Genomic DNA, 15,414 nt, shown 5'->3' with positions numbered 1-15,414 from the left:
GGGTGAAGAGATTTCTATCGTTCAATAGTCACTATGCAATTGTTAAAAAAGGGCATACGTATCCCGTTAACAACTACATCATGAAAAATCGCACGACAAAAATAGATAAAATCTAAAAATTTGGCACGCGCAGCTAAAGAACGTTTCATCTCATGCACCCCTTTCGTACGGAATTTAATACTTACTTCTTTATTATACTTTCCAATTTCATGTTTGAATAGTCATTTTTCTGAAAATAATGAAGATAGACTAAACATTTCAATAAGTGACATCAAATCTTACAAAACTGTTATGTTCACGTAATGGAAAGCGATAGTACGAAAAGATGCCTCCCTATACAATAAAGATGTAAAACAAGAGAGACAAACACAAGGAGGAAACAAACATGATGAAAGAAATCGTAAAAGCAATCTTTGAGGTATTAGTGAACGGACAAGCAGTTGTAAAAGAATTAAATGAACTATAAAAAGGAGTGAAGAAATATGATGAACATGGTGAAAATGATTTTACACGCTTTAGTCGATGCAAAAGCAGTTAGCCAAGAATTAAACCAACAATAAAAAGGGGTATATGAATATGAAGAAAGCCATTATTATAATTGCAAGCACAGCAATTACTTTATACACAATAAAAAATAGAAAAAAGAAAAATAATGAAAATGTTCTATATTATCCATACACACTATTAGAGAAAAAATAAAAGACAAGGTACCCTATCGTAATGAGGATATCTTGTCTTTTATTTTTTCCATATTGTCTTTAGAGGATTTCCTTCTCCTTTTCCCGAATGTATTAAGCGGGATTTTTACACATATTTTAAAGGGGCATATATACAAATGGATACACAACAACTATATTTTTTAAACGATATCGGTAAACAAAAACCAGAAAGTATTCGGAATAGAAGCGCTGCATGTCCATTTTGCGATAAAGAACATTTAACGGATATTTTAGCAACTGATGGTTCTATTATTTGGTTAAAAAATAAATTTCCTACACTACAAGATACATTTCAAACGGTGCTGATTGAAACGGATAATTGCGAAGATCATATCGCAACATATACAGAAGAACATATGCGAAAATTAATGCAATTTTCTATTCAACATTGGTTACACTTACAGAAGAACGAAGAATTTGCATCTGTAATTTTATACAAAAATCACGGTCCATTTTCAGGTGGAAGTTTGCATCATGCACACATGCAAATTATCGGAATGAAATATGTAAATTATCTTGAAAATATTGAAGAAGAAAATTTCCAAGGGGTAATTGTTCAAAAAAATGAACGCATTGAGCTTAATATTTCAGAGCATCCCATTATTGGCTTCACTGAATTCAATATAATCATTGATAATATTTCATATATAGATGAAATGGCAAATTACATTCAGCAAACTGTACGTTACATACTGATAGATTTCCATAAAGGATGCAGTAGTTATAACTTATTCTTCTATTACTTAAATGGAAAAATCATTTGTAAAGTTGTACCTAGATTTGTCGTTTCACCATTGTATGTAGGATATAAAATACCGCAAGTTTCTACAAAACTAGAAGAGGTGAAAATACAACTCACGCAGTATTTCACGAAAGAAAAGGATGAAATTATTCATAAAAAAACAGAGTAGGTATAGAAAACCTACTCTTTAATTACACCTTTATTTCGATAGTACACATCTTCTAGTCCGATGTTATACTTCATGTTATTATCCGTCCACTCTGGCCCTAAATTCCCTGGCCATCCAGATGTATTCGCTATATATTTCAGTAATGCAAAATCAGTCAAACCTTTTTGCACCCCACGCTTATATCCTTTCATTAAATGCGGCATTGCAATTTGCGCATTTGTACGTGGATCTTTCAGCTCATCATCAGTTAAATGTTCTGGTGCAAGCCCGCCGCCGCGGTGTAGTTGAAACAATCCAAATGAAGTTCCATTATCTCCAACACTTCTTGGATTTAATCGACTTTCATGCTCGGCAATTGCAAGAGGTATCCATTCCGGAAGATTTACTTTCTTCGCTTCCTCTATAATGATTTGTTTCATCTGTTTTGCTTCTTCTGAATCAACATAGCTTGTTCCATTCACTAGCTTATCCATTCCTTCAGACTTTCCTTGGAAATATAAATATACTCCAAGAACAACTAAAAATCCTACAAAGAATTTCTTCACTACCTCTACCTCTTTCTCCGCTGAAATTTGTCCCCTTTCAGCCTTCTTCCCTTTACAATTACCCAAATTTCATCATTCTCTTACTCTTTTATCATAGCAAATAACTATACGTATTATCATCATGCTTTAGACCGATTTTGTGAAAAAACAGCTGGTAAATACGTGCAAAAATGTAACTTTCATAGACTATAACGCATTTTTTGTATATAATTGTAAATTGAATTCTAAATATAAACTAGGAGAATAATAATATGAAAAAATGGTTGCTACTCTTATTTAGTTTACTACTATTAATTCCTGTCCCTATTTCCGCACAAAAAAACGCAAATCCAAAAGCCCTTATTCTATACAGTTCGAACGATGATCAAATTACAAGTGATACCCAAATACTTAATACACAAGTAGGACATTTTACTAATAACATAACAATAAAAAACATAAAACAGTTAGCTGAAATAACTGATAAATCTTCATATACACATATTATTTACTTAGGTGAAAAACAAGAAGAACTTTCTACTGAAACAAAAGAATTTCTAGAAAGTTTCTCAGGGCCACTACTATTTTTAGGTCAAAATATAGAACAATTATCCAATCGTTTTTCGTTTATCACACTTAAAAATGAAGATATAAACTCTGATACAATTGAATATCCAACACGTAAAATAAAGAATACATTAGAGGAAGAACGATCAATTAAACATCTTGATACAACTGGAACAATTCTTGCCCACGCTTTAAAAGGGAAGAATCCTTATCCATTAATTGTGCAACAAAATAATTCTTATTACGTTGCAACGCCAAATCTCTTTGACTGGATGTCTCATTACATCGGTGAAGTGTTATTTTCTTACTTCGGACAAAAGCCAACGAACAATAAGGTAGAAGCTTATTTACGTCTTGAGGACGTCCATCCAGCCGCAGATATAAATCAATTAAAAGAAATTGCTACATTACTAAAAGAGAAAAATATTCCTTACATGATCACTGTTATTCCTGTATATACAGATCCAGAGACAGGAAAAACACTACATTTAAAAGATAAACCCGAACTAGTCGATCTTTTACGCTCTATGCAAGATGAGGGTGCAGCAATTATTATGCACGGTTATACGCACCAATTTTATGATAGTGAAACTGGGGAAGGTTTTGAATTTTGGGACGTAAAGTCAGATCAACCAATTCGCCAACCGAAACATGAAAAACCAAAAACAAAAGATGCCTTTCCTAATATAGAAGCATATAATGCATACGTAAAAAAAGGGGAAGAATTTGAAGAAAAATATACAACTGAGCATATTGAAAAAGGCATTCAAGAACTTGTAGATGCTAAACTATATCCCGTCGCATTTGAAGCACCCCATTACACGATGTCTCAAAAAGGGTATGAAATATTATCAAGATACTTTTCAACTTATGTAGGACAACTACAGTTAAGTGATATAACTTGGAAATCCATGCACTCTCCGGCATATAGAAGTACACCATCATTTCTACATGGAATGAAATTAATGCCTGAAACAGTCGGTTTTATTGAAGAAGACAAGCCACAAGCTATCGCTAAAATGAAAGCAAATGCTTTATCTGTTGCTAAATTATCCGATGGGATTATTGGGGCATTTTATCATCCTTACTTAGGTGTGAAACCATTAAAAGAAGTATTAAAGGATCTAGAAAGTATTCCAAATATAGAATGGATTGATTTACAAAAGGAAAAAAATGAAGTAAAAATGAAAGATATTCATATTACGACGAATAAAGACGGCATTCACGTTGAAAAACCAACCAGTGCGAATGACATAATTGATTATATAAAGCAATATGGCTTCTTCCTTATACTGGGGTTCGTTATCATTGTCTTTCTTTTATTATTAAAACGTGCTAAAAAATTAGAATCCTAATAAAAAACCACCGAGCGGAACGCTTGGTGGTTTTTTTCATATATCAAACCGTGGCATTTTATTAAATAAATTCAACTTTTACTTTTTCCGTTACATTATGAAAATTATAATTCTCCTATCCTTTCAAATAAAATCGAATGGTATTTTCATATATTGTTTCTGCAACCTGATCAACAGATATGTTTTTTATAACACTAATTTCCTTTAATACATCTCGAATCATTCTCGGGTGCGTCATAACATCGTCTTGAAATTCCCACGGTCCATCTGTTTCTACCATCATATATTCAAGCGGATAATACGAAACAATTTTTCTAATCTTCTCCTTATGTAAAACATCCGGTGTAATCGAAATATAATAACCATTCTTCATCATCCGTTTCATTGTTTCATCACTTCCTTTAAACCAATGGAAATGTGCACGTGAAACTTTATATTTCTCTAGCAAATCACATACAGTGTCAGCATCTTCATAAACTGCGTGTAATATAATCGGCAAATTATACTTACTAGCTAGTTCTATAAATTTTTTTAATACAGCTATGTATGAATCTACAGCAATGCTTTCATCTTCTTTCCTCAAATAATAGGGCAAACCTACTTCACCAATCGCAACAATTTCCTCTGCGTTCTGTTCAATAAGTTTATAAATCTGTTCACACTCTTCTTTATGAATCTGTTGCTCTGGATGAAACCCTATCGCTGGATATATAAAGGGATACTTCTTCGCTAAAGATAACGTTTCCTTACAAGATTGATAATTCATAGATACAGCAATAAGCCCCTTTATTTCATTACTATTTTCCACCTCTTTCAGTAATCTGTTCTTCTCTTCATCCTTATATTGATCAACATGTATATGACTATCAATCCATTTCATCTTTATGCCCCCATAAAAAAAACAAGAAAGGACTTCCTTTCTTGTTTTATCATCTATATTATTTAACAATTAAGTTTGTTATGATATCAAATAATCCAATACACACTACGGCAACAGTAAAGTAGCTACAGAAATCTTTAATTGGTAACTTCACTACTTCTTCTTTACGCATCCCATTTTTCTCCCTTCTTACTAGATCCCTAATTATTTTTCTATCTGTATCTATTATGCAAAAAATATGACAAATTTACTATCGAATTAACTTACGTAAACCTTACAATGTTGTAAGGTTTAAAAAAGGATCCTCATCTTTATTCAGATGAGGATTATTAAAAATTAGTTGGTTTTTCATTCTTCATTACAAACAGAAAGTAATACATTAAGACTTTCTAGTTACACTATATGAAAATTACTATCTTTTAACTATCGAATTACATTACAGAAGGCTTACATGTTTGTAAGTTATGTGTAATGTAATTCGATAGTTCCCCTTACTTATATTTCGTACAATAAAGTTAGAAAGTAAGCCAAATAAGAAGAACACTCACATAACCAAATTGCATTGCTAGTAGCTACTCTTCTTATACCTTTCATCCATGCTACTACAATGTACCCCCTTCCCCTTTATATAATAAAAAAGCCTTAGTCTATATGGACTAAGGCTTTTTTGCTAACCCCTAAAATACCCTTACCTAGTATTTTTATTTTCGACAAAAAATAGCTGGGGGTATATTTTACTATCTCATCGTTAAAAGTTTACTCTTCGCATTTATAGGAATATTTGCAACCTCAATCTCTTCAATCGATTCACCGTAACGTCCTTTTGCATACACCTTTAATGCTTCATCTCTCTTTAACATATGCTTAACCGTTTTCTTTATTTTCTGCTCTCTACCACGTTCATCGAATGCAATAAATTCATATTCATACCACTCATCACCAATATGCTGACCAATTGTATTCACAACCGTATAGTATTCTTTCGTCTTATAAAATGGATTATATTTATCGATAACCGGTCCAAGTTTCGTAGGTAGTAACATTACTACTATCACTATCATCGCTATTATAGTAGTGATCATTTTTTTCTTCATAATAAACATTCCTCCTCTGCAGGATATATATACATCCATTTTAAAAAGGGGGAATAAAATCTACTATTGAATCTCATTACATTACACTTACATTTTTGTAAGAATTAAAAAAGGTGAACGAATTTACTCGTTCACCTTTTAGCTTGCTTTAAAGCCACCGCCAAGTACATCACGTACATCATGTATAACAACGAAAGCATCTTCATCTACCCGGCTAATAACTTGTTTTAACTTAACAAGCTCTTGTTTATTAATAACAACATATAAAACTTCTTTATTTTTACCAGTATATCCGCCGCGCCCTTCTAATACAGTAACACCGCGTGTCATATTTTTCGTAATAGCTTCACGAATTAAATCTGGTTGATTCGAAATAATCGTAACAGCCGTTTTTGTATCCATTCCTTCTACAATGAAATCAATCACCTTCGCTCCGATGAACACAGCTACAAGTGTATACATTGCCTTTTCTTGCCCTATTATAAATACAGAACCAGCAATTACAACAATATCAATAATTAGTACGCCTTTACCTACGCTCCAACCTAAATATTGATTTGCTAACCGAGCTAAGATTGCTGACCCTCCCGATGTACCTCCGGCTTTGAACATACAGCCTAATCCAATACCCACAAATAAACCAGCAAATAAAGCTGCTAATAATGTATCACTATTTACATGATACTCAATATGTTCTGTAACGTATAAAAACAAAGATGTTTCTACAATCCCTAAAATTGTATAAATCATTGTTTTCTTATCAAAAAATTTATAACCAATAGCTAGTAAAATTGCATTTATAGCAAAATTCACAATCCCTGGTGACCAATCAAATAAGTAGTACGTAACAACCGTTAAACCAATAATTCCACCTTCCGATAAACGGTTTGGAATTGCAAAGTAATTAATACCAATTGCGAATAATAATGAACCAATTGTAATTAGTGTTATTTCCTTTATACGTTGATTAACCATAGTTCATACCCTCCCCCCATTTGACATTGTATCACTATCTCCTAGAGGTTTAGAAGTGGTTTTTATTCCGCATTTTCCCTCTTAAAAATTGAAATATTATGTTTAAACAGAGGGTTGATTAATTATTCATATTTGCTCTAACTGCACGGACAAATTGCTCCACATTCCCTTTCTGAATATACTTAGCGCGAATGGTTTCATGATTACAAGTAAACTCAAAGTACGGATGAAAATCTATGCTATCTATATGCAAATATGAGTACTCTTTAAATGTTGAAGGATAGTACGGAAATTCCCCGTAAAAAAGGAGACGTCTAGTAGTGGCAACAAAAACCCCATGTTGATACGATAATATAAAATTATCCTTCTCAAATATCCCTACCACAAAAACCAAAATCTTTTCATCATCATCTACATACTTTTTCATACTCGATAAAAGTTCATTCATGCATATTCCTCCAAATTCTATTCACTGCTTTAACACTTGAAAAGAATCCATGGATATTACAGACCGGTTTAACTCCTTTATAAAGTATGAAACGCGTTTCCTGTCAAAGATATTTCAAAAAAATAATCCGTTATGCGATTATACACATAACGGATTAAAATTAAACCGTAGAGCGTTCCACAAGTTCGTATGGAATTTCCAGCTTTTCTTGTTCAGAACTCTCGTCATTCACTTTTCTATGCAACATTTCAAAAGCAGTTTTCCCTATCTCCTTTAAATTTTGATCAATAGTTGTCAATTGTAACACTTGCGAGATAGGTTGATTATCAAAGCCAATAATCGCTAAATCCTCAGGAACTTGAATCCCTAATTTTTCAACCTCTGTCATAACCCCAATCGCAACTTCATCACCTGCTACTATTAATGCTTCAGGAAGATCCTGCATCTCTTTTAACTTATGAGCCACTTTTACACCATCTTCTAGTGTAAAACATTCTGTAAAAATCCATTCTTCATTAACCTCTTCGTCTATAGATTGCAATTGCTGTTTATAAACATCAAAACGCTTTTGACTACTCGGCCCTAATTTTCTTCCCGTACAATAACCAATTTTTTTATAACCTTTCTCAATCAAATAATCCATTCCTAATTGAAAGGCCGCTGAATGATTCGTATATACACTTGAGATGTTTGAAATATCATTGTCTTCACAAGCAATTATTGTGCCGTAAGAAGCATACGGTTCTATCGTTTCCCAATCATTTGCACGGGAACAAATAATAAGACCATCCAATTGTTTTGTTTTTAACATATGTAAACTTTTCATTTCTTCTTTTTTATTATAATTCGTTTGGCAAAGTAACACTCTGTAATTATGAGTTAACGCAATCTCCATCATTCCGCTCACCATCGCATCAAAACACGGATGATTAATATACGGTAAAATCACACCAACAATATTCGTCTTTCCTTTTGATAAATGAACAGCATTTGCGTTTTGCGAGTAATTCAATTTCTCAACTATCTCTATAACCGCTTTTCTTTTTTCTTCACTTACATATGGGTGATCATTCAACACTCTCGAAACAGTCGTAACTGAAACTCCCGCCATCTTTGCGATATCTTTAATATTAGCCATACACTCACCTCTATCTTTAAGTTAATGAATCTCATGAACATATGTCAAATCTTCTTATCATTACACCTTCATTCATTTCTCTTACAAAAGTGTAATTTTTTTGTAAGCTAATTCGATAGTGACTTTCGGCAACATTTCATACAATTAAGTCAGAAACAAGGTAACAACCATTCGAAAAGGAGCGGATTAATATGATGAACAAAATGAAAACGAACAATTTCTTACATACAATGGGCATGGTATTTTCCGCTCTTATCGACGCAAAAGCTGTTGCTTCTACATTAAACAAGTAAGGAGAATATATTATGAATAACATCACTTTTAACAAATTAGATTTTTTAGGACTAGCTAGTGGCTCGCTTCTTCTTACTGCTTTTATTTACGCCGCTACGCTTGTATAACTTTGTGTCCCCTTTCCCCTTTATTATAAATAGTAATAGAAAAGACGACCGTCTATGCCCGGTCGTCTTTTCTTATTTTTGATTTGATTGCAAAGCTTCTTTTAACTCCTCAAATTTCTCATTTAATTGATCTGTCATCATTTTCATAGCAGTTTTTCGATCTATTTGTTCTCCAGCCTCAATTTGAATCGAATCTCCAAAAATCAATTGTGCCTTTTTCCCCTTTATTAATTCTTTTACACTTGATGGACCAACATAAGCTGCCGGCACTAAAGGTACATTAGAACGCATCGCAATTGTCACAGCACCCGCTTTTAATGAAACATCTTCCGCTGATCTCGTTCCACTCGGAAAAATCCCTACTACCTTTCCTTCTTTTAATAAACGTGATGGAATTTTAAGTGTACTCGGTCCCGGATTCGCGCGATCTACAGGGAATGCATTTACATTTTTAAAGAACCAATTTTTGAATTTCCCTTCAAATAATTCTTTTTTTGCCATGTAATGAATTTGAGTTGGGTACATCCCTGTAGCTAACATTAATACATCCATAAAACTTGTATGTGTACACGCAACAACATACGGACCACCTTCTGGTAGCTTTTCTCTTCCTTGCACTTCTACTTTCCCAGCTGTTTTAAATATATATTTCAACAAAAATGTAATTGGTTTATACATTTATTTCGTTCCTTTCTAAACATCCGAAGTATAATCATATTCTTACAACAATTATAACACTAAGTTTTAGGAGTTGGTAATAAAAATGAGTATGAATTGTTACATTTTAATTCTTACAAAAGTGTAATTTTCTTGTAAGCTAATTCGATAGTTACTTCTTACTATATTTCATACAATTAAGTCAGAAACAGGGCAACAATTATTCGAAAAGGAGTCGATTAATATGATGAACAAAATGAAAACGAACAATTTCTTACATACAATGGGCATGGTATTATCGGCTCTTTTCGATGCAAAAGCTGTTGCTTCTACACTAAACAAGTAAGGAGAATGTATTATGAATAACATCACTTTTAACAAATTAGACTTTTTAGGATTAGCTAGCGGCTCTCTTCTTCTTACTGCTTTTATTTACGCTGCTACGCTTGTATAACTTTGTGTCCCCTTTCCCCTTTATATAGAAAAAGACGACCGTCTATGCCCGGTCGTCTTTTTAATTTTTTCTTTCTTTCAATTCTTTTAAAAGCTGTATCAGCTCAGCTTGTTGTTTTATCTTTTTACGACCATTTCGATTAATTGCTGCAAGCTCACAGGCAACTCCGACGGCGAAGAAAAACAATAAACTTTCTAACATGTAAAATCCTCCATTTGCCTATTAAACAGCTTGACGTAATTGTTCTTCTTGTAAAACTCTCTTATTTATATTTTCTTCTTTTCTCTGACAAACGTTATTGCGAATAAGCGCTGCAATAACAAGTACAGTCCCTATAATATCAAACATTGTGATTTGATACCCTTGCATCATCATAATAGCTAAAGTCGTAATTGGTACAAAATTAATAAATAAAATCCCATTAATGGATGATAAAATTTTCACACCATAGTTCCAAGCAAGTAGCGCTACAATACCTGGCAATGTCATCATAAATAACAAATCATATTTCACAATAGAAATCGTTCCCATACTCGGAACTGAAATATATCCAAGCGACGTAATAATTACCGTTATAATCGCTGTAACAGTCGTACCGAATACACACGTCAACGTAGAATAACGTAATGTTGACCAATCACTACAAGTTTGACCACCCATCGTATAAATAACCCAGCCTACAACACCAATAAATATAAATGCTAATGGGAACATATTATCTTTCAATGTTACAAAGAAACTCATGTCACCTTTTGTAATAACAAACACAGCTCCTACAAAAGCAATAACCATACTCGTTATCATATACTTCTTCGGTTTTATATGCTTATATCCCCATAAAATACAAATAGAAATCATCGGCATAAGTGCTTCCATAATGGAAGCTACCATTACACCCGACTTACCCATCAACATTTGCCCTAAAAATATGAGGACATTATATACTGTAAATGCCATCGTTCCAAAAAAGACGAGTAACTTTCCTCTTCCCTCTAAACGAAATGCCTGTTTTCCTTCTTTCATTAACAACAATACAATCAGCATTATCGCCACTGCTCCATAGCGAATAAGCGAAAAATAAAATGGATCTATGTATTCTAGCGCATGATCAGCAACTGGAAACATCGCTCCCCATGACATACTCGCAATTAAACACGCTAAAGCCCCTATTATCATTTGACCTCTTCTCACCGCAATCCCCCGTTTCTTTCTATTTGCACAAAGAGAATTGTAAAAGAAAAAATATATCACGTAAAATGATTCAAAATGATGTTAACTATCATTTATAATGATAGTTAACATCAAGGGGGATTACAAAATGGAATTACGAGACTTACAAATCTTTAAAAGCGTTGCCGATCAGGGTAGTGTAAGTAGCGCAGCAAAGGAATTAAATTATGTACAATCAAATGTAACTGCACGTATTAAACAACTAGAAAACGAATTAAAAACCCCACTCTTTTACCGCCATAAACGAGGAATGACTTTAACAGCTGAAGGAAGAAAAATGCTCGTTTATGTTAGTAAAATTTTGCAAGATGTCGATGAACTAAAACAAGTATTTTTAGATAGCGAAACACCCTCCGGTATATTAAAAATCGGTACAGTCGAAACAGTAAGTACACTGCCTACCATTTTATCTTCTTACTATAAAAGCTATCCGAATGTCGATTTATCATTACAAGCGGGTCTAACAGAAGAATTAATTAGAGAAGTACTTGATCACCAATTAGATGGTGCCTTTATATCAGGTCCTATTAAACATCCACTAATCGAACAATACGATGTTAGTACAGAGAAATTAATGCTTATAACACAAAATAAAGCCTTTCATATAGAAGAATTTACAACAACTCCTCTACTCGTTTTTAACCAAGGATGTGGATACCGCTCCAAACTAGAACGTTGGCTTAAAGATGAAGGTTTGCTACCAAAAAGAATTATGGAATTCAATATATTAGAGACAATATTAAACAGTGTTGCACTCGGTCTCGGAATTACACTCGTACCACAGTCTGCTGTCCATCATCTTTCTAAAGCAGGTAAGGTACATTGTCATGCAATCCCTGAAAAATACGGCAGTATTTCAACGGTTTTCATACGCCGTAAAGATAGCTATATGACGAATTCAATGCGTAGTTTTTTAAAAACAATTGAAGAACATCATCATATCAATATGCTATGAAAGACATTCTTACACGAATGTCTTTTTTTCTTACAAAAGTGTAAGTCTTTCGTAAGCTAATTCGATAGTTGCAAGTAGACATATTTCCTATAATTAAGACATAAGCAGGGCAACAACAATTCGAAGAGGAGCGGATACGCATGATGAACAATATGAAATCAAATAAACTTTTAAATACAATGGGCATGGTGCTATCCGCACTTGTCGATGCAAAAGCTGTTGCAACTACATTAAACAAATAAGGAGAGATTATAATGAACAACATTACTTTCAACAAATCAGACTTTATCGGACTTGCAAGTGGAGCTACTCTTCTTACGGCTTTCATTTATACACTTGCTCAAGGTCTTGTTTAACACTTTGTTTCCCCAACCCCCTTTATATAGAAAAAGCTGCTCGTCTTATAGACAAGCAGCTTTTTAGTTTGTTTCATATACAATTTGACCTGTTTTCGTAATATCATATCCGCCAATCGCATTTAATTCATTATGAAATTCTTTCGATTGCAGAATATCTTTCACAACTTCAATCAACTCTTCATTTTCTTTATTCTTCAAAATTACTAAATCATACTGTTCTTTCATGATTGGAATAAAGTCCACATTTACAATTTGCGAAAACTTTTCTGAACCTACTCCTACATCAGCTTTTCCATTTGCAACTTGAGTGGCAACACCAAGATGATTCGATTCTTCCCATTCATATCCACTAATATCAGCTTTATTTAATTTTTGGATTCGTAATTGTTCATCCACTAACACTCTAATACCAGAACCCTTTTCTCGATTCACAAACTTTATAGTGGACCCGGATATGTCAGCCCATGTCTTTATTTTCTTCGGATTTCCTTTTTGAACATAAAACCCTACATTTCTGGACAATAAATTAATCATAAGACATGGCTGTCCTACTAAAATACGTTTTACGTAAGGAATATTATATGTACCCGTTTCACCATCAAACAAATGCAAACTAACGATACTTCCTTCTCCTTGATACATTTTCACTAAACTCGTTAAGCTACCTTGATACGCTCTTAAAACATTAGAACTTGGCAAACGATTTTCTATACGTTTAGCTAACATATCTAACGTTAGTTCTTGACCACTAATAATACACGTGTTCAAGATACTACTACCATCGTTTTTTACAGGATTAACTTGTACTTTTCCTGTTTTCATTTGCTTTATATATTGATCTAAATCTGCTGCATCAATGCGCATCTGTCTACCAACTCTATAAGAAGGAAGTTCTCCTTTTTTAATTAAGTCGTATACAGTTAATTTTGATACTTTTAATCGCTTTGCTACTTCTTCCGTTGTGTAGGAATGATGATCCATAGACGATTCCTCACTTTCTCCTTTCATTGTAACAAAGAAAAGAATATTTCTCCTATTTTTTAAAAATAGATATATGTTCAAATTATATTCAATTATAAATAGTTATATTTAGTTATATTTAGTTATAATTAGATGTATCAAAATGAAAGGGGATTTTTTTATGAATAAATTTACATTACGTTCCATCGGGGCACTTATACTTTCTTTCCTTCTTATATTTAGCACTGCTTGTACAAGTGGGGAAAAGCATACAAAGTCAACTGCTAAAGAGGATAAAACAGTTGAACTGACTATCTCAGCTGCTGCAAGCTTACAAGATGCATTAAAAGAAATCGAAAAACAATATAAAGAAAAAGAGCCAAATATCAAACTTTCTTTTAACTTCGGTGCTTCTGGAGCACTTCAACAACAAATTGAACAAGGTGCACCTGCTGATTTATTCTTCTCAGCAGCAGAAGATAAATTCCAAACCCTTGTAAAAAAAGGATTCATTAATGAAAAAGAAGGGAAAAATCTTCTTGGAAATGAACTAGTTCTAGTCATCCCTAAAGATAGTTATCTTACAAAATTTCAAGATTTAAAAGATGAGAAAATCAAAAAAATTGCACTTGGTACACCTGAATCTGTACCTGCTGGCAAATATGCAAAGGCTTCTCTAACACACGAAAACCTTTGGAATGATGTTCAAAATAAAGTCGTATTTACAAAAGATGTTCGCCAAGTGTTAACATATGTAGAAACAGGGAATGTCGATGCTGGTATCGTATACAAAACAGATGCTCTCATTTCGGATAAAGTAAAGATTGGTGAGACAGCAGCAGCTACTTCTCATGAGCCAATCCACTATCCTTTAGGTGTTATAAAGGAATCTAAACATAAGAAAGAGGCGACTTCATTTTATGAGTATTTGCAGTCAAAAGATGCACAATCTATCTTTAAGAAATATGGATTTACAGTCCTGTCGTAATTACTATGAGCATTGATGCTATTTTATCGCCTTTCTTTCTATCTTTAAGAGTAGCTGCGTGCGCCACTATTCTCGTTACAATTTTAGGGACAATTGTCGGGCGAGCACTAGCTCGCTCCTCATGGCGATATAAAGTACTATTAGAAACCATATTTTTATTACCAATGGTACTTCCACCAACTGTTATCGGCTTCTTTCTCATTATCATCTTTGGAAACAACAGCCCGATCGGAAAGTGGGTTGAATCATTATTTCAGCAGTCTATTATGTTCACATCTACTGCTGCGATCATCGCTTCTACAGTTGTTGCATTTCCGCTTATGTACCAATCAGCGAAAACGGGATTTTCTATCGCAAATGTACAAATTGAAGAAAGTGCTCGTGACCTTGGCGCAAGTGAATATCAAGTTTTTCTGCACGTTACACTTCCACTCGCATTTCCTGCCTTACTAAGCGGGATGATTTTGAGCTTTGTCCGCGCGCTCGGTGAGTTTGGTGCTACACTTATGTTTGCCGGGAACATTCCTGGTAAAACACAGACAATCCCAACTGCAATTTACATGGCTATTGATGCAAGTAATATGCAACTCGCCTGGACACTTGTAGTTATTACTATCGTTATGTCACTCTTATTTCTCCTATGTATTCAACTTATTAATAAAAGAATTACTAACTCTTAAAGCAGCTTTTTTCGAAGCTGCTTCTTTATTTCTTAGGAAATAAAATATACCACCGGGAAATAACTGAATTTTACCTCTTATTAAAATATACATTTTATTTGAATTCACTTTCTAAAATA

General features: G+C 33.4%; 20 protein-coding genes. 9 read left to right on the top strand and 11 right to left on the bottom strand.

From position 1 onward, the window contains the following. Positions 1-14 precede the first annotated feature (14 nt). Positions 15-149 (bottom strand): RAxF-45 family protein, encoded by a 135-nt coding sequence (locus NST86_RS01190; protein WP_000830643.1) that lies wholly within the window; start codon positions 147-149, stop codon positions 15-17. Between the two features lie 421 nt (positions 150-570). On the opposite strand from NST86_RS01190, the gene NST86_RS01185 reads away from it, so the two are divergent. Continuing rightward, entirely contained in the window at positions 571-699 is a 129-nt protein-coding gene (locus NST86_RS01185) for a hypothetical protein (RefSeq protein WP_001998915.1), read from the top strand. A gap of 136 nt (positions 700-835) precedes the next feature. After that, positions 836-1,630, top strand: coding sequence for a DUF4931 domain-containing protein (locus tag NST86_RS01180; protein ID WP_016119007.1), 795 nt, complete (start codon positions 836-838; stop codon positions 1,628-1,630). 11 nt (positions 1,631-1,641) lie between these two features. Here the strand turns inward: NST86_RS01180 and NST86_RS01175 are convergent, their stop codons facing one another. After that, complete coding sequence (locus tag NST86_RS01175) at positions 1,642-2,175, bottom strand: transglycosylase SLT domain-containing protein (protein WP_000713249.1); 534 nt, start codon at positions 2,173-2,175, stop codon at positions 1,642-1,644. A 251-nt stretch (positions 2,176-2,426) separates the two neighbouring features. On the opposite strand from NST86_RS01175, the gene NST86_RS01170 reads away from it, so the two are divergent. Beyond that, positions 2,427-4,076: a DUF2334 domain-containing protein gene (locus tag NST86_RS01170; protein WP_227593456.1), complete on the top strand. Its 1,650-nt coding sequence runs from the start codon at positions 2,427-2,429 to the stop codon at positions 4,074-4,076. Between the two features lie 115 nt (positions 4,077-4,191). Here NST86_RS01170 and NST86_RS01165 read toward each other — a convergent pair whose 3' ends face one another. The 5 genes from NST86_RS01165 to NST86_RS01145 all read right to left on the bottom strand — a co-directional run bounded on the left by NST86_RS01165 (position 4,192) and on the right by NST86_RS01145 (position 8,611). After that, a complete protein-coding gene (locus tag NST86_RS01165; RefSeq protein ID WP_044795056.1) occupies positions 4,192-4,956 on the bottom strand; it encodes a TatD family hydrolase in 765 nt (254 codons plus the stop codon). A gap of 737 nt (positions 4,957-5,693) precedes the next feature. Further along, complete coding sequence (locus tag NST86_RS01160; protein ID WP_061663594.1) at positions 5,694-6,050, bottom strand: YxeA family protein; 357 nt, start codon at positions 6,048-6,050, stop codon at positions 5,694-5,696. Between the two features lie 138 nt (positions 6,051-6,188). Continuing rightward, entirely contained in the window at positions 6,189-7,025 is an 837-nt protein-coding gene (locus tag NST86_RS01155; protein ID WP_000248040.1) for a YitT family protein, read from the bottom strand. A gap of 118 nt (positions 7,026-7,143) precedes the next feature. Beyond that, the gene (locus NST86_RS01150) at positions 7,144-7,473 is read right to left on the bottom strand and encodes a PH domain-containing protein (RefSeq protein ID WP_001004249.1); all 330 of its coding nucleotides are present in this window, start codon (positions 7,471-7,473) and stop codon (positions 7,144-7,146) included. 160 nt (positions 7,474-7,633) lie between these two features. Next, positions 7,634-8,611 carry a LacI family DNA-binding transcriptional regulator gene (locus tag NST86_RS01145; RefSeq protein WP_001273898.1) on the bottom strand — a complete coding sequence of 326 codons (978 nt, stop codon included), beginning with the start codon at positions 8,609-8,611 and terminating at the stop codon, positions 7,634-7,636. 305 nt (positions 8,612-8,916) lie between these two features. Between NST86_RS01145 and NST86_RS01140 the strand changes: the two genes are divergently transcribed. Continuing rightward, a complete protein-coding gene (locus tag NST86_RS01140) occupies positions 8,917-9,012 on the top strand; it encodes a DUF3948 family protein (RefSeq protein ID WP_001060007.1) in 96 nt (31 codons plus the stop codon). Between the two features lie 72 nt (positions 9,013-9,084). Here the strand turns inward: NST86_RS01140 and NST86_RS01135 are convergent, their stop codons facing one another. Further along, complete coding sequence (locus NST86_RS01135) at positions 9,085-9,690, bottom strand: lysophospholipid acyltransferase family protein (protein WP_061663593.1); 606 nt, start codon at positions 9,688-9,690, stop codon at positions 9,085-9,087. A 337-nt stretch (positions 9,691-10,027) separates the two neighbouring features. On the opposite strand from NST86_RS01135, the gene NST86_RS01130 reads away from it, so the two are divergent. Continuing rightward, the gene (locus NST86_RS01130) at positions 10,028-10,123 is read left to right on the top strand and encodes a DUF3948 family protein (RefSeq protein WP_001060007.1); all 96 of its coding nucleotides are present in this window, start codon (positions 10,028-10,030) and stop codon (positions 10,121-10,123) included. A 60-nt stretch (positions 10,124-10,183) separates the two neighbouring features. On the opposite strand, the gene NST86_RS01125 is transcribed toward NST86_RS01130, so the two are convergent. Together NST86_RS01125 and NST86_RS01120 are read right to left on the bottom strand one after the other, a co-directional pair. Further along, entirely contained in the window at positions 10,184-10,324 is a 141-nt protein-coding gene (locus NST86_RS01125; RefSeq protein ID WP_000894065.1) for a YrzO family protein, read from the bottom strand. 21 nt (positions 10,325-10,345) lie between these two features. After that, positions 10,346-11,314, bottom strand: coding sequence for a DMT family transporter (locus NST86_RS01120; RefSeq protein WP_016119004.1), 969 nt, complete (start codon positions 11,312-11,314; stop codon positions 10,346-10,348). A 127-nt stretch (positions 11,315-11,441) separates the two neighbouring features. Between NST86_RS01120 and NST86_RS01115 the strand changes: the two genes are divergently transcribed. Together NST86_RS01115 and NST86_RS01110 are read left to right on the top strand one after the other, a co-directional pair. After that, the gene (locus NST86_RS01115) at positions 11,442-12,308 is read left to right on the top strand and encodes a LysR family transcriptional regulator (protein WP_000423032.1); all 867 of its coding nucleotides are present in this window, start codon (positions 11,442-11,444) and stop codon (positions 12,306-12,308) included. Positions 12,309-12,562: 254 nt separating this feature from the next. Beyond that, positions 12,563-12,664, top strand: coding sequence for a DUF3948 family protein (locus NST86_RS01110; RefSeq protein ID WP_001060018.1), 102 nt, complete (start codon positions 12,563-12,565; stop codon positions 12,662-12,664). Positions 12,665-12,727: 63 nt separating this feature from the next. Here NST86_RS01110 and NST86_RS01105 read toward each other — a convergent pair whose 3' ends face one another. After that, positions 12,728-13,648: a substrate-binding domain-containing protein gene (locus NST86_RS01105; RefSeq protein ID WP_016119003.1), complete on the bottom strand. Its 921-nt coding sequence runs from the start codon at positions 13,646-13,648 to the stop codon at positions 12,728-12,730. 160 nt (positions 13,649-13,808) lie between these two features. On the opposite strand from NST86_RS01105, the gene modA reads away from it, so the two are divergent. Both modA and modB read left to right on the top strand, forming a co-directional pair. Beyond that, positions 13,809-14,615: a molybdate ABC transporter substrate-binding protein gene (gene modA, locus NST86_RS01100; RefSeq protein ID WP_061663592.1), complete on the top strand. Its 807-nt coding sequence runs from the start codon at positions 13,809-13,811 to the stop codon at positions 14,613-14,615. A 5-nt stretch (positions 14,616-14,620) separates the two neighbouring features. After that, positions 14,621-15,295 carry a molybdate ABC transporter permease subunit gene (gene modB, locus NST86_RS01095; RefSeq protein WP_000020520.1) on the top strand — a complete coding sequence of 225 codons (675 nt, stop codon included), beginning with the start codon at positions 14,621-14,623 and terminating at the stop codon, positions 15,293-15,295. The last annotated feature ends 119 nt before the right edge of the window (positions 15,296-15,414 follow it).

The organism is Bacillus sp. FSL L8-0199 (assembly GCF_038005705.1).
GTDB lineage: Bacteria > Bacillota > Bacilli > Bacillales > Bacillaceae_G > Bacillus_A > Bacillus_A cereus.
Note: the sequence above shows the minus strand (reverse complement) of the source record. Positions and strands in the feature narration are given on the sequence as shown.

Bases quoted from the DNA above. Each gene is read 5' to 3' on its own strand.
- NST86_RS01160 (WP_061663594.1), bottom strand. From the start codon at position 6,050: ATGAAGAAAAAAATGATCACTACTATAATAGCGATGATAGTGATAGTA.
- NST86_RS01130 (WP_001060007.1), top strand. From the start codon at position 10,028: ATGAATAACATCACTTTTAACAAATTAGACTTTTTAGGATTAGCTAGC.
- NST86_RS01170 (WP_227593456.1), top strand. From the start codon at position 2,427: ATGAAAAAATGGTTGCTACTCTTATTTAGTTTACTACTATTAATTCCT.
- NST86_RS01180 (WP_016119007.1), top strand. From the start codon at position 836: ATGGATACACAACAACTATATTTTTTAAACGATATCGGTAAACAAAAA.
- NST86_RS01155 (WP_000248040.1), bottom strand. From the start codon at position 7,025: ATGGTTAATCAACGTATAAAGGAAATAACACTAATTACAATTGGTTCA.
- modA (WP_061663592.1), top strand. From the start codon at position 13,809: ATGAATAAATTTACATTACGTTCCATCGGGGCACTTATACTTTCTTTC.
- NST86_RS01105 (WP_016119003.1), bottom strand. From the start codon at position 13,648: ATGGATCATCATTCCTACACAACGGAAGAAGTAGCAAAGCGATTAAAA.
- NST86_RS01145 (WP_001273898.1), bottom strand. From the start codon at position 8,611: ATGGCTAATATTAAAGATATCGCAAAGATGGCGGGAGTTTCAGTTACG.
- NST86_RS01125 (WP_000894065.1), bottom strand. From the start codon at position 10,324: ATGTTAGAAAGTTTATTGTTTTTCTTCGCCGTCGGAGTTGCCTGTGAG.
- NST86_RS01165 (WP_044795056.1), bottom strand. From the start codon at position 4,956: ATGAAATGGATTGATAGTCATATACATGTTGATCAATATAAGGATGAA.
- NST86_RS01135 (WP_061663593.1), bottom strand. From the start codon at position 9,690: ATGTATAAACCAATTACATTTTTGTTGAAATATATATTTAAAACAGCT.
- NST86_RS01115 (WP_000423032.1), top strand. From the start codon at position 11,442: ATGGAATTACGAGACTTACAAATCTTTAAAAGCGTTGCCGATCAGGGT.
- modB (WP_000020520.1), top strand. From the start codon at position 14,621: ATGAGCATTGATGCTATTTTATCGCCTTTCTTTCTATCTTTAAGAGTA.
- NST86_RS01150 (WP_001004249.1), bottom strand. From the start codon at position 7,473: ATGAATGAACTTTTATCGAGTATGAAAAAGTATGTAGATGATGATGAA.
- NST86_RS01140 (WP_001060007.1), top strand. From the start codon at position 8,917: ATGAATAACATCACTTTTAACAAATTAGATTTTTTAGGACTAGCTAGT.
- NST86_RS01185 (WP_001998915.1), top strand. From the start codon at position 571: ATGAATATGAAGAAAGCCATTATTATAATTGCAAGCACAGCAATTACT.
- NST86_RS01110 (WP_001060018.1), top strand. From the start codon at position 12,563: ATGAACAACATTACTTTCAACAAATCAGACTTTATCGGACTTGCAAGT.
- NST86_RS01190 (WP_000830643.1), bottom strand. From the start codon at position 149: ATGAAACGTTCTTTAGCTGCGCGTGCCAAATTTTTAGATTTTATCTAT.